General features: G+C 57.3%; 18 protein-coding genes and 1 pseudogene. 9 read left to right on the top strand and 10 right to left on the bottom strand.

Translation table 11 applies throughout. The features are described 5' to 3' along the window. Nucleotides 1-319 precede the first annotated feature (319 nt). From FHS03_RS20620 to FHS03_RS20610, 3 genes and pseudogenes are all read left to right on the top strand, one after another. Nucleotides 320-3,202, top strand: coding sequence for a TonB-dependent receptor (locus tag FHS03_RS20620; RefSeq protein WP_183442815.1), 2,883 nt, complete (start codon nt 320-322; stop codon nt 3,200-3,202). Nucleotides 3,203-3,663: 461 nt separating this feature from the next. Continuing rightward, the gene (locus tag FHS03_RS20615; RefSeq protein ID WP_183442814.1) at nt 3,664-6,540 is read left to right on the top strand and encodes a TonB-dependent receptor; all 2,877 of its coding nucleotides are present in this window, start codon (nt 3,664-3,666) and stop codon (nt 6,538-6,540) included. Between the two features lie 341 nt (nt 6,541-6,881). Then, nucleotides 6,882-7,830 (top strand): annotated as a pseudogene (locus FHS03_RS20610) (IS1595 family transposase). 28 nt (nt 7,831-7,858) lie between these two features. On the opposite strand, the gene FHS03_RS20605 reads toward FHS03_RS20610, so the two are convergent. From FHS03_RS20605 to FHS03_RS20590, 4 genes are all read right to left on the bottom strand, one after another. Beyond that, nucleotides 7,859-8,167, bottom strand: a complete 309-nt coding sequence (locus FHS03_RS20605; protein ID WP_183442813.1) for a hypothetical protein — start codon at nt 8,165-8,167, stop codon at nt 7,859-7,861. 20 nt (nt 8,168-8,187) lie between these two features. Beyond that, the gene (locus tag FHS03_RS20600) at nt 8,188-10,287 is read right to left on the bottom strand and encodes a peptidase domain-containing ABC transporter (protein ID WP_183442812.1); all 2,100 of its coding nucleotides are present in this window, start codon (nt 10,285-10,287) and stop codon (nt 8,188-8,190) included. Between the two features lie 56 nt (nt 10,288-10,343). Next, nucleotides 10,344-10,664, bottom strand: coding sequence for a hypothetical protein (locus FHS03_RS20595; protein WP_183442811.1), 321 nt, complete (start codon nt 10,662-10,664; stop codon nt 10,344-10,346). Between the two features lie 95 nt (nt 10,665-10,759). Continuing rightward, nucleotides 10,760-12,112: an HlyD family secretion protein gene (locus FHS03_RS20590; protein ID WP_183442810.1), complete on the bottom strand. Its 1,353-nt coding sequence runs from the start codon at nt 12,110-12,112 to the stop codon at nt 10,760-10,762. Nucleotides 12,113-12,486: 374 nt separating this feature from the next. On the opposite strand from FHS03_RS20590, the gene FHS03_RS20585 reads away from it, so the two are divergent. After that, the gene (locus FHS03_RS20585) at nt 12,487-12,693 is read left to right on the top strand and encodes a TonB-dependent receptor (RefSeq protein WP_183442809.1); all 207 of its coding nucleotides are present in this window, start codon (nt 12,487-12,489) and stop codon (nt 12,691-12,693) included. A gap of 92 nt (nt 12,694-12,785) precedes the next feature. On the opposite strand, the gene FHS03_RS20580 is transcribed toward FHS03_RS20585, so the two are convergent. Beyond that, complete coding sequence (locus FHS03_RS20580; protein ID WP_183442808.1) at nt 12,786-13,313, bottom strand: rhodanese family protein; 528 nt, start codon at nt 13,311-13,313, stop codon at nt 12,786-12,788. A 17-nt stretch (nt 13,314-13,330) separates the two neighbouring features. Continuing rightward, nucleotides 13,331-13,642, bottom strand: coding sequence for an ArsR/SmtB family transcription factor (locus FHS03_RS20575; RefSeq protein WP_183442807.1), 312 nt, complete (start codon nt 13,640-13,642; stop codon nt 13,331-13,333). Nucleotides 13,643-13,734: 92 nt separating this feature from the next. Here FHS03_RS20575 and FHS03_RS20570 point away from each other — a divergent pair, with 92 nt between their 5' ends. After that, nucleotides 13,735-14,100 carry a carboxymuconolactone decarboxylase family protein gene (locus FHS03_RS20570; protein WP_183442806.1) on the top strand — a complete coding sequence of 122 codons (366 nt, stop codon included), beginning with the start codon at nt 13,735-13,737 and terminating at the stop codon, nt 14,098-14,100. 32 nt (nt 14,101-14,132) lie between these two features. Here FHS03_RS20570 and FHS03_RS20565 read toward each other — a convergent pair whose 3' ends face one another. Then, on the bottom strand, nt 14,133-14,855 hold the full coding sequence (locus tag FHS03_RS20565; protein WP_183442805.1) for a 16S rRNA (uracil(1498)-N(3))-methyltransferase: 723 nt from the start codon (nt 14,853-14,855) through the stop codon (nt 14,133-14,135). Between the two features lie 151 nt (nt 14,856-15,006). Here FHS03_RS20565 and tkt point away from each other — a divergent pair, with 151 nt between their 5' ends. Next, nucleotides 15,007-17,004: a transketolase gene (gene tkt / locus FHS03_RS20560; RefSeq protein ID WP_183442804.1), complete on the top strand. Its 1,998-nt coding sequence runs from the start codon at nt 15,007-15,009 to the stop codon at nt 17,002-17,004. A 32-nt stretch (nt 17,005-17,036) separates the two neighbouring features. Beyond that, a complete protein-coding gene (gene gap / locus FHS03_RS20555) occupies nt 17,037-18,047 on the top strand; it encodes a type I glyceraldehyde-3-phosphate dehydrogenase (protein ID WP_050409162.1) in 1,011 nt (336 codons plus the stop codon). Between the two features lie 69 nt (nt 18,048-18,116). Here the strand turns inward: gap and FHS03_RS20550 are convergent, their stop codons facing one another. After that, the gene (locus tag FHS03_RS20550) at nt 18,117-18,725 is read right to left on the bottom strand and encodes a short chain dehydrogenase (protein ID WP_183442803.1); all 609 of its coding nucleotides are present in this window, start codon (nt 18,723-18,725) and stop codon (nt 18,117-18,119) included. Between the two features lie 103 nt (nt 18,726-18,828). Between FHS03_RS20550 and FHS03_RS20545 the strand changes: the two genes are divergently transcribed. Continuing rightward, a complete protein-coding gene (locus FHS03_RS20545) occupies nt 18,829-19,380 on the top strand; it encodes a TetR/AcrR family transcriptional regulator (RefSeq protein ID WP_183442802.1) in 552 nt (183 codons plus the stop codon). A 19-nt stretch (nt 19,381-19,399) separates the two neighbouring features. Here FHS03_RS20545 and FHS03_RS20540 read toward each other — a convergent pair whose 3' ends face one another. After that, on the bottom strand, nt 19,400-20,377 hold the full coding sequence (locus FHS03_RS20540) for a helix-turn-helix transcriptional regulator (protein ID WP_183442801.1): 978 nt from the start codon (nt 20,375-20,377) through the stop codon (nt 19,400-19,402). Nucleotides 20,378-20,500: 123 nt separating this feature from the next. On the opposite strand from FHS03_RS20540, the gene FHS03_RS20535 reads away from it, so the two are divergent. Further along, the gene (locus tag FHS03_RS20535; RefSeq protein ID WP_183442800.1) at nt 20,501-21,085 is read left to right on the top strand and encodes a glutathione S-transferase family protein; all 585 of its coding nucleotides are present in this window, start codon (nt 20,501-20,503) and stop codon (nt 21,083-21,085) included. Nucleotides 21,086-21,193: 108 nt separating this feature from the next. Here the strand turns inward: FHS03_RS20535 and FHS03_RS20530 are convergent, their stop codons facing one another. Continuing rightward, entirely contained in the window at nt 21,194-21,649 is a 456-nt protein-coding gene (locus FHS03_RS20530; protein WP_183442799.1) for a cache domain-containing protein, read from the bottom strand. Nucleotides 21,650-21,669: the final 20 nt, after the last annotated feature.

Genomic DNA, 21,669 nt, shown 5'->3' with positions numbered 1-21,669 from the left:
TATCTACTATTAGTCCATAGCTTTTGGTTATTGGATAATGCACTTTCGTGGTGCAAGCATGCTTCTCTGGCATGCATCTTTGCTCACGTTCTCCAGTTTTCCTCAGTTTTTGTGCCGAATTTGCATATTTTCTAAGCGTAAATATGTGAATCACAAATTTCCTTATCTGGCAAGCTTTTCGTGTTGTTGTTTCGCAACAACTTAATCCGGGAAACTGACTTTCCACTGCCTGGAGTGTTTTCATGCCCCCCTTCGGTGATCCAAACGGATCACTGGACGATGCTTTATCACAGAAAACGCATTTCAAGCGGAGAGAGTTTTGAAACATAACCTGGTTCTCAAACAAAGCGTGATCGCGGTCGCGCTCGCAGTGGGCGGCGCCCAGTTCGCCGTTGCACAACAAGCTGCCGAGCCGGCAGTGCAGAAGGTCTTCGTGACCGGTTCCAACATCAAGCGCGCGGAAAAAGAAGGTTCGTCGCCGATCCAGACCGTAAACGCGAAACAAATCGCCGCTTCCGGCGCCAACACCGTGGCCGAACTGCTGAAGACCATCCCCGCCTTCGGCTCGGGCGCGTCCTTCGACACGTCCGCTGGCAGCTTCACCAGCGGCGCCGCCACCGCGTCGCTGCGCGGCATGGGTTCGTCCTCGACCCTGGTGCTGTTGAACGGTCGTCGCATCACCGCTTCCGCCTACGCTGACCCGAACCAGGGCAAGTCGGCCGTGTATGACTTGAATTCGATTCCGGTTTCGGCCCTCGAGCGCGTGGAAATCTTCAAGGATGGCGCTTCCGCCGTCTACGGTTCCGACGCCATCGCCGGCGTGATCAACTTCATCACCAAGTCCGACTACCGTGGCCTGGAACTGAGCGCCAGCGTGGCCGCCAACGATGACGGCGAATTCGGCAAGCGCACCGTGAGCGGTGTGTGGGGCTTTGGCGATCTGGAAGAGAACCGTTTCAACGCGCTGATCTCCTTCGACGTATCGAAACGCGACAGCACCAATGTCTACGACCAGAAGGACGTGGAAAACGGTCTGTACCGCGCCATCAACGGTCGTCTGAACCCCTACTCCAGCGCCCTGAGCGGTTCGCCTTTCTTCTACAAAGAGAAAACCCCTGGTTCGAAGGCCTTCGCCACCACCTACGCTGACCGCGCCAACATCGTCAACCGTCTGGATTGCGACAAGAGCCAGCAGATCACCGGCAACGCTGCCGCCCACATCCTGCAAGCTACCGATCCGCTGATCGGCCGCACCTTCTGCAACTACGACACCAACGGTTTCAACGAAGTGCAGAGCGCCGGCAAGGACGCCAATATCCTGTCGCGCTTCACGCTGAAGCTGAACGACAACCTGACCGCCTTCGCCGAAGCCGGTTATAGCCGCACCGAGCGCACCTATACCGGCGCGCCGATCGCCATGCGTTCGACCGCCTCGTCGTCGATCTTCACCGCCGACGGCAAGCCTGCCCAGCAATACCAGCTGATCCTGCCTGTGGGCCACGTGGACAATCCCTTCCCGGATGCCCGCTCGGCCGTCGGCCTGCGCATGGTTAACGCGCGCGGCGGTTCCGAGAACCTGAACGAATCGTTCCGCGTGCTGACCGGCCTGAAAGGCACGACCGGCAACTGGGATTGGGAAACCGGCCTGCTGTGGAACCGCAGCGAGCGTGAAGGCACGAGCTACGGCCGCCTGCACATGCCAACCCTGAACCGCATCGTGACCGAAGGCCGCAGCATCGCCGACACGATCAAAGACCCGAATGTGACCCGCGACATCGTCAACAAGGGTTACGCGCAAGTCAAACAGCTCGATGCCAAAGCCTCGACCACGCTGGGCAAACTGCCTGGCGGCGATATCGGCTTGGCCATCGGCGGCGAATTCCGCAAGGAAGAAATCAGCCTGTCCCCGGATGCGCTGACCGCCAGCGGCCAGATCATCGGTGTGGCGAACACCAGCCTGAACGGCGAGCGCAATGTGCGTTCGGCCTTCGTCGAACTGCGTACGCCTTTCCTGAAAAACTGGGAAATGGACTTCGCTGGCCGCTACGACAAGTATCCAGGCGAAAAGAGCTTCGTGCCTAAGGTTGGCAGCAAGTGGACCATCAGCGAGCGCGTCGCCCTGCGCGGCTCCTTCGCCAAAGGCTTCCGCGCGCCTGCGCTGCTGCAAGTGGCGCCAGGCGGCGTGCAATCGTTCACCAGCGCGATCGACTACCTGCGCTGCCCTGACGGCCAGAAATTCCTGGAAAACGGCGAGAAAGCCGACTGCAAGAAGAGCTTCTCCAGCCTGTCCGCGTCGACGCCTGACCTGAAACCGGAAAAATCGAAGTCCTACTCGCTGGGCCTGATCCTGAACCCGATGAAGGATCTGGACGTCCTGGTTGACTGGTACCGCATCAAGAAAACCAGCGAAACCGCGCTGATTGGCGCGCAAGCGGTGATCCAGAACCCAGGCCGCTACCCGACCGCCGCCGTAATCCGCGACACCAACCCAGCGACCTGGGTCAAGGACGCCAACGGCGTGGTGATCCCGAACTCCGGTCCGATCCAGCAGGTGAACCGCGCCTGGGTCAACCAGGGCAGCACCGAAGTGAGCGGTCTGGACTTCGAAGTGGCTTACCGCAAATCGCTGGGTGACTGGGGCCGTCTGACCCAGAACCTGAGCTGGAGCCACCTGATGGAGTTCCGCCGTGCCGAACGTCCTGGTTTCCAGGCGCACAACATCGCTGGTTCCTACGGCAATTACGCCGACCGCGCCACCAATGTGGACGACAATCCGCGTAACCGTGGTTCCTACTCCATCAACTGGAGCAAGGCGGTGCACTCGGTGACCGCTACCGTGGATTACGTCGGTCCGGTGTCCCTGGTTACGCGCTGGGACAACACCACCACCTACAATCCACCAGTCTGCTACTACGGCTATAACGCCAATGGCAAGCTGGGCGAAGGTGGCCTCGAGCACTACAGCGAGTACTTCCAGGGCTTGAACAACTGCAGCGTGAAGAGCTGGACCACCGTGGGCGTGAACTACACCTACACCGGCATCAAGAACCTGACCCTGTCGTTCAACGTCAAGAACCTGTTTGACAAGAAGGCGCCTTACGACCCACGTTATGGCGACACGACCGACTTCCAGGGCTTCGATCCTCAGCTGCACAATGGCATGGGCCGTTACTTCCGCCTGAGCGCCAGCTATAAGTTCTAATAGCAAGCAGGCTTGACCGGGCAGTCGCCCGGTCATCTGGCCACGATGCCGTCCGCTATGTTGCGGGCGGCATTTTTCGTTTACGGCCGCCATCCACGCTGTTGCACAGTGTGGCGAAATGTTAACAACTGAGCTAAGATTTTTTCCTGAAGTAAAAATTTGTAACGAAAAGTTTATGCGATGAACTTATTGATCTATAACTTTATGGAATGGATTAAATGTTCATTTACTAATGAATAACAATTTTTCTTACAGGAACGGCACTGATTTCCATTCTTTTGTCAGAAAAGGGGCCGATTCACATTCACTTCTATTTGGCAAGTATGTTCTGTATCTTGCATGCAACAGTTGATATTTGATACTGATTTTTACCGCCGGTAGTGTTCTGATCATTCCTTCGGCAAACCCTAGGGGCTTCCGAAATGGACTTCATTAAAAAAGCATTTCAAGCGGAGAGAGTTTTGAAACATAACCTGGTTCTCAAACAAAGCGTGGTTGCCGTCGCCCTGGCTGTCGGTGGCGCCCAGTTCGCTATGGCGCAACAGGCCGCTGAGCCGGCCGTGCAAAAGGTCTTCGTGACCGGTTCCAACATCAAGCGCGCGGATAAGGAAGGCTCTTCGCCGGTCCAGACCGTGGGCGCCAAAGAGATCGCTGCCAGCGGCGCGAACACTGTGGCGGAATTGCTGAAAAATATTCCCGCCTTCGGCTCCGGCGCTTCGGTTGACGGTTCCGACGGCGGTTTTTCGAACGGCGCTTCCACCGCCTCGCTGCGCGGTTTGGGCTCATCCTCCACTCTGGTGCTGCTGAACGGCCGCCGCATCACCTCGTCCGCCTACGCTGACCCGAACCAGGGCAAATCGGCGGTGTACGACCTGAACTCCATCCCGGTCTCCGCCATCGAGCGCGTTGAGATCTTCAAGGATGGCGCTTCGGCCGTGTACGGCTCCGACGCGATCGCCGGCGTGATCAACTTCATCACCAAGTCCGACTACAAGGGTGCCGAACTGGGCGCCAGCATCAGCGGCAACGACGACGGAGAATTCCGCCGCAAGACCGTCAATGGCGTCTGGGGTTTCGGCGATCTGGAGAAAAACCGCTTCAGCGGCCTGATCTCCTTCGACGTATCCAAGCGCGACAGCACCCTGATGAGCGACAAGGACGTGCAGCAAGACCTGTACGGCCCGATCAACGGCCGTTTGAACGCCTTCTCCAGCTCGCTGACCGCTTCGCCGTTCTTCTACAAGGAACGCAGCCCAGGCTCGAAAACCTTCTACAACAGCTATGCTGACCGCGCCAACGTCATCAACCGCGTGAACTGCGACGCGTCGCAACAGATCACCGGCAGCATCGCCGCCCACAATCTGCTGCCGACCGACACCCTGGTCGGCCGCACCTTCTGTAACATTAATCTGAATGACTATAAGGAAGTGCAGGGCGCAGGCAAGGACGGCAACGTGCTGTCGCGCTTCAATGTGCAAGTCAGCGAGAACGTGACTGCCTTCGCCGAGCTGTCCTACAGCCGCACCGAGCGCAGCTACCTGGGCGCGCCGATCGCCACCCGTTCGACCTCGGCCACTAGCGTGTTCGCCGCCGGCCAGCCGGTGCAAAACTTCCAGCTGATCCTGCCGGTCGGCCACCCGGACAATCCGTTCCCTGACGCGCGTTCGGCTGTCGGCTTCCGCCTGATGAACGCCCCTGGCGGTTCGAAAAACGTCAACGAGGCATACCGTGGCCTGGTCGGCCTGAAAGGCACGACCGGCAACTGGGATTGGGAAACCGGCCTGCTGTGGAACCGCAGCGAGCGTGAAGAGCTGAGCTACGGCTACATCCTGAAAGACCAGATCGCGCGCATCATGACCGAGAACCGCACCATTGCGGCCACCATCGCTGATCCGGGCGTGACCCACAACACCCTGAACACCGGCTTTGCGATGGTGAAACAGATCGACGCCAAAGCGTCGACCACCCTGGGCAAACTGCCGGGCGGCGATATCGGCCTGGCCTTCGGCGGCGAGATCCGCCAGGAATCGATCGGCCTGACCCCGGATTCGGCCATTGCCGCTGGCAAGATCACCGGTCTGGTGGGTTCCAGCCTGAACGGCGAGCGCACCGTGAAATCGGGCTTCGTCGAACTGCGCACCCCATTCCTGAAAAACTGGGAAATGGACTTCGCCGGCCGCTACGACAAATACCCGGCCGCTAAGAGCTTTGTGCCTAAGGTCGGCACCAAGTGGAGCATCACCGAGCGCGTCGCGTTGCGCGGCTCCTTCGCCAAGGGCTTCCGCGCACCGGCGCTGATGCAGATCGCCGAAGGCGGCGTGCAGAGCTTCAGCACGGCCATCGATACCCTGCGCTGCCCGGACGGCCAGAACTATCTGACCGGTGCCGACCGTACCGACTGCTCGAAGAGCTTCTCCAGCGTTTCGGCTTCCGATCCGAACCTGCAGCCGGAAAAATCGAAGTCGTACTCGCTGGGCCTGATCCTGAACCCAATGAAGGATCTGGACATCCTGGTCGACTGGTACCGCATCAAGAAGACCAACGAGACCGCACTGCTGAGCGCGCAAACCGTGATCGACCACCCGACCCAGTACCCGAAAGGGCAGGTCGTGCGCGACAACAATCCGGCGAACTGGGTGAAAGACGCCAACGGTGTGGTGATCCCGAACTCCGGTCCGATCCTGCAGGTGAACCGCGCCTGGGTTAACCAGGGCAGCACCGAAGTCAGCGGTGTCGACTTCGAAGTGGCTTACCGCAAATCGCTGGGCGACTGGGGCCGTCTGACCTCCAACCTGAACTGGAGCTACCTGCACGAGTACCGCCGCGCCGAGCATCCTGGCGACGTAGCGGCCAACACCGCCGGCTACAATGGCGGCCTGTCCGACTGGTCGACCACGGCTGATGACAATCCACGTAACCGCGGCAAAGCTTCCGTCACCTGGAGCAAGGACGTGCACGCTGTGACCGCCACCGTCAACTACGTCGGTCCGGTTTCCCTGCTGCGCCGTACCAACAACACGGAAACTTATGCAGCACCGTTCTGCCACTACGGCAAGAACGCCGCCGGCAAGACCAATCCAGGCGGCAGCGAAAAATTCAGCGACTTCTTCCCGAACCTGAACGATTGCGAAGTGAAAAGCTGGACTACCTTTGACGTGAACTACGCGTACACCGGTATCAAGAACTTGACCTTGACTTTCAACATCAAGAACCTGTTCGATACCAAGGCTCCGTATGACGTGCGTTATGGCACCACGACTAACTTCCAGGGCTATAACACCCAGTTGCACAATGGTATGGGTCGTTATTTCCGATTGGGTGCCAATTACAAGTTCTAATTCCTTTCGTCATCTGTGATAGCAAAACGCCAGTCTGAAAGGGCTGGCGTTTTTACTATTAGGGGACACAAACGGTTATGGTCTATCGGCTCCAGTTCAACTTATGCCGTTACTCGACCACCGCCATTTATCCTAGAAGATATCGGCAACAGACTCTAGCTTATATTTTGCACTCGATTGTTTGCGTATGGCTTGAGGTGGAAAATGTAGACGCCGGAGGGAAGATGATTGAGCCCTAGATAGGGCTCATATAACACTTCCTGATTATGTTTTAACTTCAGAACTTTCACAGCAGCCCGCAGTCGAATAGCCATCGATAGGTTTCTCGTGGAGGATCAATCATGGCGATCAATGAAATTCAGTTCCAGGAAGGACTGTCGCTGGCTCAGTTTATGAAGGAGTGCGGTACAGAGGAGCAGTGCGAAGCAGCGCTGGCAACGGCACGGTGGGGCCGCGGTTTCAAGTGCCCGCACTGTGACCACGGCGCAGCTTACGAGTTCAGACGCAATGGCAACCGCTACTGGGAGTGCAAAGCCTGCCGCCATCAAACCAGCCTGCGCGCCGGCACCATCATGGAACATGGCCGGCTGCCGTTGACGACCTGGTACCTGGCGATTTACCTGATGACGCAGTCGAAGACCAATATCGCGGCGCTGGCGTTGATGCGACAGCTGGGCATATCGTGGAAGGCAGCATGGCTGCTTAAGCACAAACTGATGGAGGTGATGGTCCAGCGCGAGGCGCGCTACCCATTGGAAGGCGATGTGCGGATTGACGATGCCTACCTGGGCGGCGAGCGCACCGGCGGCGGCCCAGGACGCGGCTCTTCGAACAAGGTGGCGTTCGTGGCGGCCGTCGAAATGCGCGAAGGGCGCCCGCAGCGCGTGCGCTTCGATCCGGTCAACGGCTTTTCGTTCGCCGCACTGACACCGTGGGGCCGCACGCGCGATTGTGCCAGGAAGTTGCGTCATCTCCGACGGCTTGTTGGGCTTCGAAGTACTAAGGAAACTGGGCTATGTGCACAAGACAGTGATCGCTCCCAAGGGCCAGGCCGGGACGGAAATCGAGCCGTTCCGATGGCTTAACGTCCTGCTCGGGAATCTGAAAACGGCTTTGTCCGGCACTCATCATGCGTTCAAATTGTCCAAGTATGCGCAGCGCTATCTGGCCGAGGTGCAATACCGCTTCAATCGCCGGTCTGACATGCCCGCGATGGTGCCGCGCATGGCGGCGGCCATCGTCAGCACACCGCCGTGTTCGAGCGGCGGATTCTGGGGCATCCTGAGATAAGAACATAATCAGGTAACACTTAATACTTTTATTTCCTTACAATAGGGACCTTGCATTCAATGGTCCATATTTCCGGTTTTTCCCCATCAGCAGCCTTGTATTTTATAACAAACGAACCACCGCACTCTTCCACTGCTTTTATTGCTTCCTCTTTACTGTTGACGGTTGTTACGGCTTTGTTTCCCATAACCACTCTATTCTTCAGATCAAAGGAGTAAGAGTCGAAAAAGCCATCCGAAAAATTGGTATAGTATTCCTCCGTTGCAGCGCTTGGCCATTCAATTGATTCATAACCCCCAGACACAAGCTGGGTTTCGATTTCGTTTAGTACTCTCATGTTTCCTCTTTTTGAAAATATTATGCCGCAACCAATTCAGGTAAAAATTGAATTTCTGAAATTTTCCCATCCTGTAATTTGATAATTCTGTGTGCTGACTGAATTACTTCAGGACGGTGAGCAATCATTATCTGTGTGAAATCGTCCTTTCTTAATGTTGAGATTATGTTTTTTTCATTATTTATGTCTAAATGGCTAGTGGCCTCATCCAAAATAAGAATTTTTGGATTTTTGTAGAATGCTCTCGCAAGTAATATTCGCTGCTTTTGGCCACCTGATAAGCTGCTCCCCATATCACCAACTAAAGTATAGTACGCCATTGGCATAGCTGAAATTTCATCGTGAATGGCAGCTGCTTTGCAGCATGCTACTACGCGCTCTACGTCCATAAGCGTATCAAAGAAAGAAACATTCTCTTGTATGGAGCCAGCTAGTAAAACATCATCTTGCATTACCGTCCCGACTTGTTTGCGGTAAGTATTCATGCCGATTTTACGTATTGGTACACCATCTAATAAAATTTCCCCTTCGATCGGCTTTAGAAGACCCAATATAATCTTACATAGGGTTGTTTTTCCGCAGCCACTATCACCTACTAAAGCCAATTTTTGCCCTGGAGGGATAGTCATAGTTATGCCATCTAAAATCCAAGGCTCTCCTTCTGCGTACCTAAATTTCACGTCTTTTAGTTGAATTTCATACCCAATCTTAGAGATGTCGAATTCTTCAATTGGGTCCTCCTCGATTTCCTCCATAACAATATCACCCAACCTTTCGCAGTGAAGGCTAAGCATTTTCATATTTGTAAATAAGTCAACCAAATTTAATGCTCGAGATGAAAATGTATTGGAATAGCTTGAAAATGCCATGAGCATACCTACAGTCAAACTTCCCTGCATGACCGAGTTCCCTCCTACGTAAAACAGTAGCAGGTTTTGAGTTCCAAATATAAGTGTGCTGAATACCTTAAAGAGCAAGGAAATTTTTTGCGTTTTAATATCACGATTCATTACGTCGGTTCGTAAATTAAGCCACTTTGAACGGCGATTATCTTCACGGCAAAAGAGTTTTAATGGGGATATGGCTCTAATTGTCTCTAGAAAATAACTATTTTCTTTTGAGGAGAGAACGAGTCTTTCCTGCGATGCCGCTCGAAATGAACTATAAAATGCTGCTCGGAGGGCTGTGTATAAGAAGATAGAAATACAAATTAATAGTGTAAGCTTTGGGCTGTATAGCAGCATCATGCAAAATGCAACTATTGCCATTAACCCATCTAGCGCTGATTCCAGAAAAATACTACTAAGAGTAACCTGAATGGCTCCAGTGCTAGAAAATCTGGATACGATATCCCCAACATGACGTTTTTCAAAATAGGAAACAGGGAGTTTTGTTAAATGATAAAAAATCCTTGCTCCCCATTGAAAATTAAGGCTCATTCCCCAACGCATCAAAAACCAGCTTCTAGCAAATCCAATAAGATTTTGTATTATTAATAAAATTCCAAAGCCTATAACTAAGGTTGTGAGTAGCTCCTGATCAGAGCTAACTATGACCTCGTCGATGACATATTGATTAAATAATGGGCTTATAACGGAAAAAACTTCCAGAGCCATCGCTAATAGCACAATTTGTACTGCTGCCTTCTTAAGGCCAATAACAGGCCCAGTAAGATCTAATATTTTTAACGACTTAGGTTTTTCTATGCGCTTAAAGGACGGAGTTGGAGTTAACTCTAATGCTACTCCAGTAAAACATGAAGAAATTTCCTCTCGTCTTAATTTTCTCTCCCCGATTGCAGGATCGACTATGTGATACGAAAATCTTCCTCGCAGGTCTTTAGATACTTTTTTTAAAACTATAAAATGGTTTAAATTCCAATGCAATATGCATGGAAGTTGCAACATTGAAAGTTCATTAATTTCTAAACGAAGCGGGCGGCTTGCAAACCCTAGAGATGAGCTATGTCTAATGATTTGAGCTAAGGTGGCTCCCTTTAAGCTTACAGAGAACCTTCTTCTGAGTTCGCCAATTTCTATTTCAAACCCATAACGATTGGCTATCATGGCTAGACAAGCAAGGCCGCATTCACTGGATTCTGATTGTAATATTACCTTCATTACTTTTGGCCTGTTTGATTGACTTAAGGAGGAGAAATTCTCTCCTCCTTTTAATTTTATTTACGCACTATCTTGGCCTTACAATCGATTTCCCATTCCATTGGCTTTTCGGTACCGCCAGTAACCTTTACCTTACATTCAGCCTCGCCTTTAGGGAAGGCATCAGAAATAGATTTGAGTACTTCGGCCACACTTGCAGCAGACTGAACAGTTACTCGTCCATAAATTACCCCTTCTTTCGAATTGTAAATGTAGGAATCAAAACAGCTATCAGCAATGGAAGTGTAAAATTCTTGAGTGCGCTGGTCAGGCCATTCTCCATTGTCAACGTAACCGCCAGCAACAAAATTCAATTCGGAATCGCTAAGTATTCGCATGAAAGACCTTTCATTTATAAAATTTTATGCGAAATGCACAAAATTGGGAAGCCTCTAATTAGAGGAATGTATCAGCGTATTTTTTTTGCTGAATTTTAAATTCTTTTTGACATCGCAATTGCTGGTTCTAAAATCCATTCCCATATTCTTCTATTATCTTGAATAATGTCTGCATCAACCACCATTCCCGGCTTTAAGTGAAATGATGTCTCGTGGAAATGTGTGCCTTCCACATCAATTTTTACTCGAATGCGATACAACGCTTCTTCGATAGATGGATTTTGGTCTTTTGCGCGATGGTAGCTGAGAATTGTGCTCGCCATATTTGCTGGCAGCTCATTTGGAGCAAATGGCGTACTGCTCACATCTACAACTGTGCCTTTTCTTAGCCCAAATTTTTGATAAGGGTAAGCTTGGTATCTAAGCATAACGGTCTGTCCAGGAGTAACAAATCCCGTTGCCTTGCTTGAAGCATACAAATGTACTTCTAGATCTATATTTTTATTAGGCTGGCATTGCAAGTTTTTTCCACCACTTACTTGGCTACATGCTGCGAATGGGACTATGGATGCCAAAAGCTGTCCAGCTGAAACCGACTGGCCTGGCTTTATCATGATGTTAGAGATGACTCCAGATTTTGTTGCATTACTAAGATTTTTTAATTTATCTTGGTTTTCAATTATTTCCTGCTTAATTCCTGCTATAGCTCTTCTAATTTGACTAGATTCCATTTCAAAAATACTACTGATACTGCTTATCTCCTCCTCAAGAGCAATTTTTGAGGATTGGAGTTGTTGTTTGCTACGTTTCATAGCCATTTCCTTAGATGCTAAGTCTAAAGAGATCTCTTTTTTTTCTTGTGTTTGAGTGCTCGAAATGAATCCATTTTTTTCCAAAAGAGAATATTTGTTTTCAGTTAAATTTGCGAGATTTCTTCTGCTTTCCAATATCTTTAACTCTTGCGTAAGATTTTGATCTTCAAGATCGAGATTTTTAAGGCGAAGCTTGAGGCTTTGCTTCTTTTCTTTCATTTGCAATTCTTTTATGTATAGCTCTTTCTCAAGACTTTCTTGTCTAACTGAAAATTGTTGATTTAGCATAAGGGACACATCTCCCAAAGAAGTGTGTCTGTCGGATGAAATGTCAAATAACAAATCTCCTTCAGAGACTTCCTGACCTTCAGTGGCATGAATATGCGAAATTATCCCAGATATCTTTGAGGTTACATTAATTATTCCCTGAGCTGGCGTAGTTATGCCAGATACGTGGGCCTTTTTTGTAATAGTTCCAAACGCAATATAAATTATCGCTAATGTCCCTAATGCCACGGATAGTGCGACAACTAACGCAGCGGAAATTGGTTGAGATAGTTGTATTGAGCCTAGCCATTGATTTTGGCGGCTCTCAAATAATTCATGACGGAAAAGTGAGGTATTTTTTTCTTGCATAGTAGTATCCTGTACCTTCAAATATAATATTTGATGTATGGAAATATTCTATCCATTTGTCACGGACGCCATGAATTTCAAAAAAAAAGATAATTTTGTCGTAATTTTTCAACAATGGTGCATTTTTGTTAATTTTGCTGTATCGATGGTTGATTATGACTTGGGAGATGAGTCTATTATTTTGATAGTTGCATATTTTTGTATCAATCGATAAAACTTCGCTGCTTGAAATTTAGATCTGAAAGAGCCGAAATAATTACTGATATATTGATTAGCACCATCACCTACGTACACCGTTCTGCCACTACGGCAAGACCAATCCAGGCGGCAGCGAGAAGTTCAGCGACTTCTTCCCGAACCTGAACGATTGCGAAGTGAAGAGCTGGACCACCTTTGATGTGAACTATGCATACACCGGCATCAAGAACCTGACGCTGGCGTTCAACATCAAGAACCTGTTCGACACCAAGGCGCCGTATGACGTGCGTTATGGCACCACGACCAACTTCCAGGGCTATAACACCCAGCTGCACAATGGCATGGGTCGTTACTTCCGTATGAGCGCGAACTACAAGTTCTAAGTTCGCCACGCGCCGCCGGCTTGCCGGCGGCACAGCAAAAAAGCCGCCGGACCTCGCAGTCCGGCGGCTTTTTTTATGGATGCGGCGCCGGCTTAAGCGGCTTGGCGGCGGTTCCAGGGCATCTTCATCAGTAGGCGGGCCAGGCCGCAGAAGCCGGAAACGCCGGCGAACACCAGGCCGCAGCCGATGAAACCGGGCAGCAGGTACAGCCAGGGCGTGAGCGTGGCGCCCAGCACCGTTCCCAGCACGATCATGGAACCGGCGGCGATCTGCACCTGCCTTTGCAATTCCAGCGGCTGTGCGGCGTCGCGCAGGACGGGCAGCCCGGCCTGCTTCCAGCCATCCAATCCCCCTTCCAGCACATACGCGGCGCCGGGCGCGCAGGCGGCCAGGGCGGCTGCCTGCTGGCGTGTGCGCTGGCCGGAGCGGCAATGGAAGATCACGTTCCGTCCCGCCGGCAGAGCGCCGTCCGTGCCGGCCAGCAGGCGTTCTAGCGGCAGATGGCGCGCTTGCGCGATGCGTTCGCGCGCATGTTCGTCCGCCGTGCGAATGTCGATCAGCAGCGCGCCTTGTTCCAGGTGCTGGCGGGCGGCGGCGGGGGTAAGGGTGGGCAGGGCCATGCTGGCTTCCTCTCGGTCTAGGGGCAAAAAATCTGTTTGAGCGTGCCGACCAGCTGGATCACCTGCGGATTGTCGATCCGGTAGTACAGGGTCTGGGCTTCGCGGCGGAAGGCCACCAGGCCGTCCTCGCGCATGCGCGCCAGGTGCTGGGACAGGGCCGACTGGCTCAGGGCGACATAGTCGTTGAGCGCGCTGACCGCCATTTCGCCATGCGCGATCAGCAGGCACAGCACGAGCAGCCGGTGCTCATTGCCCAGGGCGCGCAGCAGGGCGGCCGCCTGGGCCGCGCTTTGCTGCAGAAAAAGATGATCTGGATTATCTGTTGGCATCTTCGAATTGTATATTAGATTTTCCTAAATTAGTATACGCTAATTTAGATGGCCTTGCACCGGGCAGGCCAGTTTTCTTGGGAGCAGGTGAGATGACGATTGAATACGGTGAATTGACGCAGGAAATTTCGGCCAATCTGGCGCCGCTGCGCCAGGGCATTCCCCATGTGATGAAGGCGTTTAACGAACTGGGCAAGTCGGCCATCGCCGACGGCGTCCTCGACGCCAAGACCAAGGAGCTGATCGCGCTGGCCATCGGCGTGGCGGCGCGCTGCGACGGCTGCCTGGGTTTCCACAGCAAGGCGCTGGTGCGGCTGGGCGCCAGCGAAGCCGAGGTGCAGGAAACCCTGGGCGTGGCCATCTATATGGGCGGCGGCCCGTCGGTGATGTATGCGGCCAATGCCATGGCGGCCTTCCAGGAATTTGCCGCCGCCGCCGCTGAGCCGGCGGCGGCGTGAGCGCGGCGCGCGGACGCGGAACTAGCGCGGCATCAGGCCGGGTCCCAGGCGCCGTTGAGGATGGCGAGCGCGGCCAGGGCGGCCGTTTCGGTGCGCAGCACGCGCGGTCCCATGGACAGGGGCAGGGCGCCGGCGGCGATGGCGGCGTCTTCTTCCTCGGTCGTGAAGCCGCCTTCGGGGCCGACCAGCAAGCTCAGGTCCTGTGGCGCATTGCGCTGCGCCCATTGCGCCAGCGAGGCGTCGGCGCGCGGGCTGAGCAGGATGCGCCGCGGCGCCGGTCGTGCCAGCCACTCGCGCAGTTCGAGCGGCTCGGCCAGGCTGGCCAGGCGGTTGCGTCCGCTTTGTTCGGCCGCGGCCACGATCACGCCCTGCCAGTGCGCGAGCTTTTTCTCGGCCCGTTCGGCCGACAGGCGCACCACGCAGCGCCGCGCCGCCAGCGGCTGCACGGCCGCCACGCCCAGTTCCATGGCTTTTTCGATAATCCAGTCCATCTTCGTGCCTTCAGGCAGGGCCTGGGCCAGGGTCACGGCATACGGCAGTTCCGCTTCGCGCGCATGGAAGCCGCCGAGGGTGGCGGTGGCGCGCTTCTTGCCGACCTCGTCCAGCACGGCCGCGTATTCGCCGCCGCGGCCGTCGAACAGGTTCAGCGTTTCGCCCGGCGCCAGGCGCAGCACGTGGACGTGGTGGGCCACTTCGGGCGGCAGGTCGAGGGTCAGGCCGGGGGAGAGCGGCTGGGCGCAGTAAAAACGGGGCATCGCGGATTTTCCGGTGTGATTTGAATGCGCAATTTTAAAGCGCGGCCCCCCGCTCTGGTAAAATATCAGGTTCAGCAGGTAGCGCCGGTTTAGGCCGCGCCCGCGATGCAGCACCTGGCAACGAATTCCAAACCTTCCGCGACAAACCACGATGAAATCTACGCTCCCGACTACTCAGATGGCCAACGCGATCCGCGCGCTGGCAATGGACGCAGTACAGAAGGCCAATTCCGGCCACCCCGGCATGCCGATGGGCATGGCCGAGATTGCCGTTGCATTGTGGAGCGGCCACCACCGCCACAACCCGGCCAATCCCAAATGGCAGAACCGCGACCGTTTCCTGCTGTCCAACGGCCACGGCTCCATGCTGCATTACGCGCTGCTGCACCTGAGCGGCTACGCGGTGTCGATGGACGACATCCGCAGCTTCCGCCAGCTGCACTCGAAAACCCCGGGCCACCCGGAAGTGGACATCACGCCCGGCGTGGAAACCACCACCGGTCCGCTGGGCCAGGGCATCGCCAACGCGGTCGGCATGGCGCTGGCCGAGTACCTGCTGGCCGCTGAATTCAACAAGCCTGGTCACGACGTGGTCGACCACTACACCTACGCCTTCCTGGGCGACGGCTGCCTGATGGAAGGCATCTCGCACGAGGTGTGCTCGCTGGCCGGCACCCTCGGCCTGAAAAAACTGATCGCCCTGTACGACGACAACGGCATCTCGATCGACGGCAAGGTGGAAGGCTGGTTCACCGACGATACGCCGAAGCGCTTCGAGTCCTACGGCTGGAACGTGATCCGCAATGTGGACGGCCATGACGTGGCCGCCGTGGCCGCCGCCATCGCCGCCGCCAAGGCCGCCGACAAGCCGACCCTGATCTGCTGCAAAACCATCATCGGCAAGGGTTCGCCCAATCTGCAGGGCGGCGACAAGGTGCACGGCGCCGCGCTGGGCGACAAGGAAATCGCCGCCGTGCGCGAGTACATCAGCTGGGGCGCCGAGCCTTTCGTGATTCCGGACGACGTCTCCGCCGCCTGGGACTTCAAGGCCCAGGGCGCCGCCCACGAAGGCGAATGGGATGCGAAATTCGCCGCCTACGCCGCCGCCTACCCGAGCGAAGCGGCTGAACTGAAGCGCCGCATGGCCGGCGATCTGCCCGCCAACTTCGAGGCCACGCTGCAAGCGGCCATCGCCGCCTGCGTGGACAAGAAAGAAACCATCGCCACCCGTAAAGCCAGCCAGAACGCGATCCAGGCGCTGGCGCCGGTGCTGCCGGAATTCCTGGGCGGCTCGGCCGACCTGACCGGCTCCAACCTGACCAACTGGAAAGAATGCATCGCCGTGCGTTCCGGCCAGCCTGGCAACCACATCAACTACGGCGTGCGCGAGTTCGGCATGAGCGCCATCATGAACGGCGTCGCCCTGCACGGCGGCTACATCCCGTTCGGCGCCACCTTCCTGACCTTCTCCGACTACAGCCGCAACGCCCTGCGCATGGCCGCGCTGATGAAGCAGCGTTCGATCTTCGTGTTCACCCACGATTCCATCGGCCTCGGTGAAGACGGTCCGACCCACCAGTCGGTCGAGCACGTCTCCTCGCTGCGCCTGATCCCGAACCTGGACAACTGGCGTCCGGCCGACACCGTCGAATCGATGGTGGCCTGGGGCGAAGCCGTGAAACGCAAGGACGGCCCGAGCACCCTGATCTTCTCGCGCCAAAACCTGCCGTTCCAGGAACGCAGCGCCGCGACCATCGCCAATATCGCGCGCGGCGGCTATGTGCTGGCCGACGCGGCCGACGCCAAAGCCGTGCTGATCGCCACCGGTTCCGAAATCGAGCTGGCGCAAGCGGCGGCGGCCGCCCTCAAAGAGCAGGGCGTGCCGGTGCGCGTGGTGTCCATGCCGTCGACCGATGTATTCGACCGCCAGGACGCCGCCTATAAAGCGGCCGTGCTGGGCAAAGGTCTGCCGCGCGTCGCCATCGAGGCGGGCGTCACCGATTTCTGGTACAAGTACGTCGGTCTGGAAGGCGCTGTGGTGGGCATCGACAGCTTCGGCGAGTCGGCGCCCGCAGGCGTGCTGTTCAAGCATTTCGGCTTCACCGTGGAGAACGTGGTGGCCAAAGTCAAATCTGTTCTGGTTGCATAAGAAGACCCATTTTTTTAATCAGGAGCACATGTATGACGATCAAAGTAGCAATTAACGGTTATGGCCGTATCGGCCGCAACATCCTGCGCGCTTTCTACGAAGGCGGTAAAAAACAAGACATCCAGATCGTGGCGATCAACGACCTCGGCAACGCCGAATCGAACGCCCACCTGACCCGCTACGACACGGCCCACGGCAAATTCCCCGGCACCGTGACGGTGGAAGGCGAGAACATGATCGTCAATGGCGATCCGATCCGCGTGTTCGCGCAGCGCAATCCGGCTGAAATCCCATGGGGCGAGCTGGGCGTGGACGTGGTGCTCGAGTGCACCGGCTTCTTCACCACCAAGGAAAAAGCGTCGGCCCACCTGAAAGGCGGCGCCAAGAAAGTGATCATCTCGGCCCCGGGCGGCAAGGATGTGGACGCGACCGTCGTGTACGGCGTCAACCACGGCGTGCTGAAAGCCACCGACACCGTGATCTCGAACGCGTCCTGCACCACCAACTGCCTGGCCCCGCTGGTCAAGCCCCTGCATGACGCCATCGGCCTGGAAACCGGCCTGATGACCACCGTGCACGCCTACACCAACGACCAGGTGCTGACCGACGTGATGCACGAAGACCTGCGCCGCGCCCGTTCCGCCACCCAGTCCATGATCCCGACCAAGACCGGCGCCGCCGCCGCGGTGGGCCTGGTGCTGCCTGAGCTGAACGGCAAGCTGGACGGCTACGCCATCCGCGTGCCGACCATCAATGTCTCGATCGTCGACCTGTCCTTCATCGCCAAGCGCGACACCACCGTGGACGAAATCAACGCCCTGATGAAGTCGGCCGCCGACGGCGCGCTGAAAGGCATCCTGACCTACAACACCGAGCCGCTGGTCTCGGTGGACTTCAACCACAACCCGGCTTCGTCCAACTTCGACGCCACCCTGACCAAGGTCTCCGGCCGTCTGGTCAAGGTTTCGTCCTGGTACGACAACGAGTGGGGCTTCAGCAACCGCATGCTGGACACCACCGTGGCCCTGATGAACGCCAAGTAATCCCCGGCGCCTGCATCATGAAAAAACCCTCACGGCTCGCGCCGTGAGGGTTTTTTTACGTCCGCTGTTTCAGGCGTCCACGGTCAGTACCTGGCCCGTGATGAACCCGTCGACGCTGCGCTGGAAAGCCTTGCCCACCAGGGCGCCCGGCACCGGCTGGAAGCCCGGCATCATGGGGCCGTAGGCAGCCCAGGATTCCTCCAGCACGGTGGGATTGATGACATTCACGCGGATGCCGCGCGGCAGTTCGAAGGCCACGCATTTGACGAAGGTTTCGATGGCGCCGCTGGCGGTGGCGTCGGCAATGGCCATGGGCAGCGGCTTGCTGGACAGGATGCCGGAAATCAGCGTGAAGGAGCCGCCGTCGGCGATATGGCGGGCGCCGACGCGCACCACATTCATCTGGCCCAGCAGCTTGCTGTCGAGGGTGGCGCGCCATTGCGCCTCGCTCATGTCGAGGAAGGGCGCGTATTCGCAGAAGCCGGCGGCGTTGACCACGGCGTCGAAGTGGCCGACGCGCTCGAACAGGCGCTCCAGCGAGGCGGCGTCGCTGATGTCTACCTGGTGCTCGGCGTCCTGGCCGGAGCGGTTGGCGCGGACGATGCGGTGTTGCCGCAGGCCCGATAGGGCGGCTTGGCCGATGGCGCCATTGGCGCCGATGACGATCACGGTTTTCATGGGAGGGTGCTCCAGTGGTGGAAAAGGCGCATCCTACCATCGGTAACTTACGAATGGTAGGATTTTTTGCCCGGCGTGCTACAATCGGCGCATGAAAAAACGCATGAGCGCCGAATCGCGGCGCGAGCAATTGATGGATTGCGCCCTGGAGCTGGTCGGGGAAGAGGGCGCCAATGCCATGACCCTGGCCCGTGTCGCGGAGCGGGCCGGCGTCTCCAAACCCATCGCCTACGAACACTTCCAGACCCGGGAAGGCTTGCTGGCGGCGCTGTATACCCGCTGCTGCGAACGGCATCTGGCCGTCACGGCCGCCGCGCTGGACCAGGCCCAGGATGGCGCGCAAGTGGCCACGGTGCTGGCGCAAGCGTATATCGACTGCGTGCTGTCCTCGGATTCCGCCTCGCTGGCGGTGGAGGCCGCCATGTATGGCGCGGCCGAAACGGAGGCCGTGCTGCGCGCCAATGACGAAGCCTTCCTGGCCTTTTGCGCGGCGCGGATGGCGGCGTTCCGGCCCGGGACGCCCTGTCCCGCGGCCATGATTGCCTTTCTCGGCGCGGCCAGGGCGTTGGCGCTGGCGGTGGCGGCCGGCACGCTGCCGCCGGCCCTGGCCCTGAGCAAGCTGCGCGCGCTGCTGCTGGCGGCCTGGGAGCAGTAAGCGCTGATGCCCGCGGCGCCTAGGCGCGGCTGGCCAGGCGCTGCAGGCGGGCCGCTTCGTCCAGCAAGGCGTCGCGCAGGGCCTGCGGTTCGCGCACCGTGAAATCGAAGGTGGTCGAACCGAGCAGGCGGGCAAACCAGGCATAGCTGGTGGTGCTGGCCTGCAGCAGCACGCCGCCGCCTTCCTGCACCGTCAAGGTGCCGACCTGGCGCCCCAGCTCGCGCACGGCGGTGGCGTGGTCGGTGTGCAGCAGCACGCTCAGCGTGAGCGGGCGGGGCAGGGTGGCCATGCTGTGCGCCAGATGTTCGGCGGCGTCGAAATCGTTGGGCCGCTCGAAAGCTTCGCCGGTTTCCTGTACCAGGCCGATGCGGTCGAGACGGAAGGAGCGCAAGGCCAGGCGCAGGCGGCACATGCCGATGGTGTACCAGCGGCCGTGGCTGAACACCAGGCCATAGGGATCGAAAGCGCGCCACACCGCCTCGCCGGCCGGCGGCCGGTATTCGAAGCGCACGCGGTGCTGGGTCTGGGCCGCCAGCGCCAGCGCCGTCAGCTCGCCGGTCAGGGCCGGGCGCGTGACGCCATGGCCGGCCCAATACGGTTCCGGCGTTTCCAGCACGGCCGTGGCGCGCAGCGCCTGCACCCCGCTTTGCAGCGCCGGCGGCATCACGCGTTCCAGCTTGGCCTGGGCGCTGGCCACGGCCGGCGCCGTGTCGGCCAGGCGCAGCGAGCGCACCGCCAGCAGGCCCAGCGCCACGGCCGCCGCTTCCTCATTGGTAAACATCAGCGGCGGCAGCTTGAAGCCAGGCACCAGCATATAGCCGCCGTAGCGGCCCCGCTCCGCGGTGATGGGAATGCCCAGCTCTTCGAGCGCGGCGATATAGCGGCGCAGGCTGCGGCGGTCGATGCCGACCCGCTCGGCCAGTTCGGCGCCGGAAATCTGGCGCTGGTTCTGCAGCATTTCCAGGATGGCCAAGGCCTTGGTCGCCGGTTTCGACATTTATTTTCCGCTCGCGATTGAATGAGGGGTAATTATGTCCTATATCGCCGCGACAATGTTTCCCGATACACGATGACGGTCCGGGCAAGGCCGTCCTGACCACCAGAAGAATAGGGAGCATGCATGGAACCCGTACTGTTTTACCGCGCCGAGCAAGGCTGCGCCTTCGGCAATATCGTCGCGCTGGAGTGGCTGTGCCAGCCATACCGCCTGAGCCGGCTGGACGAGGCGGCGCGGCCGGCGCCGGCCCTGCTGGCGGGCCGCCGCACCATCCGCAACTGCCGCGCCATCCTGCGCCACCTGGGCGCGCGCCGCGGCCATCTGCTGGGTTACCGCGCCGGCACGCCCGAGCGCGCGCGGCTGGACCAGATGATGCATTTCCTCGACACCGAGCTGCTGGCCGAGCAGCCGCGCATGGAAGCGGCTTGCGCCCGCCTGGACGAACTGCTGCGCGACCGTGAGTGGCTCGACGGCAACAAGCGCACCGTGGCCGATGCCAATTTCGTCGCGCTGGGGCGCTGGGCCGAGCGCTATGCCGGCCTGGATACGCGGCGCTATCCGCATTTGCGCCGCCATCTGCATGAGCTGTGCGGCGATCCGGCCGTGTACTTCGCCGACGCCATCGAGCAGCAGCGTCCGGCCGTGAGCAGCGGCCGCTTCCTGGGCCACGTCAGCCTGGCCGAGCTGGAGCCGCGCCTGGCGGCCTGAACGCCGGCCAGGCGGCAGGTTCAGCATGCAGTTATACCCGGTCTTTCGGCGGGCATTAGCAGCCGCAGCCTGTTGCCGCCTGCCGGGAGGAGCGTAAAGGCCGCGCGCTTATTTATAAATGCCGGACCCAATCAGGATATCGTCGACCTTTTCCACATAGCCCGATTTATGGTCGACGGTCTTGGTGGCGGGATTGGGCCACTTGTAATCGACCCAGCCCTTGCCCTTGGCTTTGGCGATGTCCACCATTTCCTGGATCATGGCCTTGCCCTCGTTATCCTTCATCGACAGCAGATTGCGCCCCACCATCTTCGGATTATTGCCGTGCGCCAGGGCCACGCCGTTCAAGTCATACACATAGATGTACAGGTCGCGGTCGTGGAAATCCTTGTTGGCCGGGTCGGCGAAGGCGGCGAAGGCCTTGTCGCGGCCGTCGGCCTTGTACAGCGCGACGGCCTTTTTGACCATGGCGATGGCTTCGTCGGCCGAGCCCTTGTCGGCGGCCGTGGCAGGCAGGGCGAGGATGCCCAGGGATATGGCGATGCCACCCAGTATGGCTTTCATTGCGGTCTCCTGTGTGCGGA

Source organism: Pseudoduganella violacea (genome assembly GCF_014191875.1).
GTDB classification, from domain to species: Bacteria; Pseudomonadota; Gammaproteobacteria; order Burkholderiales; family Burkholderiaceae_D; genus Rugamonas; species Rugamonas violacea_A.
Note: the sequence above shows the minus strand (reverse complement) of the source record. Positions and strands in the feature narration are given on the sequence as shown.

Excerpts from the sequence above, each read along its gene's own strand:
- FHS03_RS20575 (WP_183442807.1), bottom strand. The coding sequence starts at position 13,642 with ATGCCAACAGATAATCCAGATCATCTTTTTCTGCAGCAAAGCGCGGCC.
- FHS03_RS20590 (WP_183442810.1), bottom strand. The coding sequence starts at position 12,112 with ATGCAAGAAAAAAATACCTCACTTTTCCGTCATGAATTATTTGAGAGC.
- FHS03_RS20595 (WP_183442811.1), bottom strand. The coding sequence starts at position 10,664 with ATGCGAATACTTAGCGATTCCGAATTGAATTTTGTTGCTGGCGGTTAC.
- FHS03_RS20600 (WP_183442812.1), bottom strand. The coding sequence starts at position 10,287 with ATGAAGGTAATATTACAATCAGAATCCAGTGAATGCGGCCTTGCTTGT.
- FHS03_RS20580 (WP_183442808.1), bottom strand. The coding sequence starts at position 13,313 with ATGGCCCTGCCCACCCTTACCCCCGCCGCCGCCCGCCAGCACCTGGAA.
- tkt (WP_183442804.1), top strand. The coding sequence starts at position 15,007 with ATGAAATCTACGCTCCCGACTACTCAGATGGCCAACGCGATCCGCGCG.
- FHS03_RS20565 (WP_183442805.1), bottom strand. The coding sequence starts at position 14,855 with ATGCCCCGTTTTTACTGCGCCCAGCCGCTCTCCCCCGGCCTGACCCTC.
- FHS03_RS20540 (WP_183442801.1), bottom strand. The coding sequence starts at position 20,377 with ATGTCGAAACCGGCGACCAAGGCCTTGGCCATCCTGGAAATGCTGCAG.
- FHS03_RS20605 (WP_183442813.1), bottom strand. The coding sequence starts at position 8,167 with ATGAGAGTACTAAACGAAATCGAAACCCAGCTTGTGTCTGGGGGTTAT.
- FHS03_RS20530 (WP_183442799.1), bottom strand. The coding sequence starts at position 21,649 with ATGAAAGCCATACTGGGTGGCATCGCCATATCCCTGGGCATCCTCGCC.
- gap (WP_050409162.1), top strand. The coding sequence starts at position 17,037 with ATGACGATCAAAGTAGCAATTAACGGTTATGGCCGTATCGGCCGCAAC.
- FHS03_RS20545 (WP_183442802.1), top strand. The coding sequence starts at position 18,829 with ATGAGCGCCGAATCGCGGCGCGAGCAATTGATGGATTGCGCCCTGGAG.
- FHS03_RS20535 (WP_183442800.1), top strand. The coding sequence starts at position 20,501 with ATGGAACCCGTACTGTTTTACCGCGCCGAGCAAGGCTGCGCCTTCGGC.
- FHS03_RS20550 (WP_183442803.1), bottom strand. The coding sequence starts at position 18,725 with ATGAAAACCGTGATCGTCATCGGCGCCAATGGCGCCATCGGCCAAGCC.
- FHS03_RS20570 (WP_183442806.1), top strand. The coding sequence starts at position 13,735 with ATGACGATTGAATACGGTGAATTGACGCAGGAAATTTCGGCCAATCTG.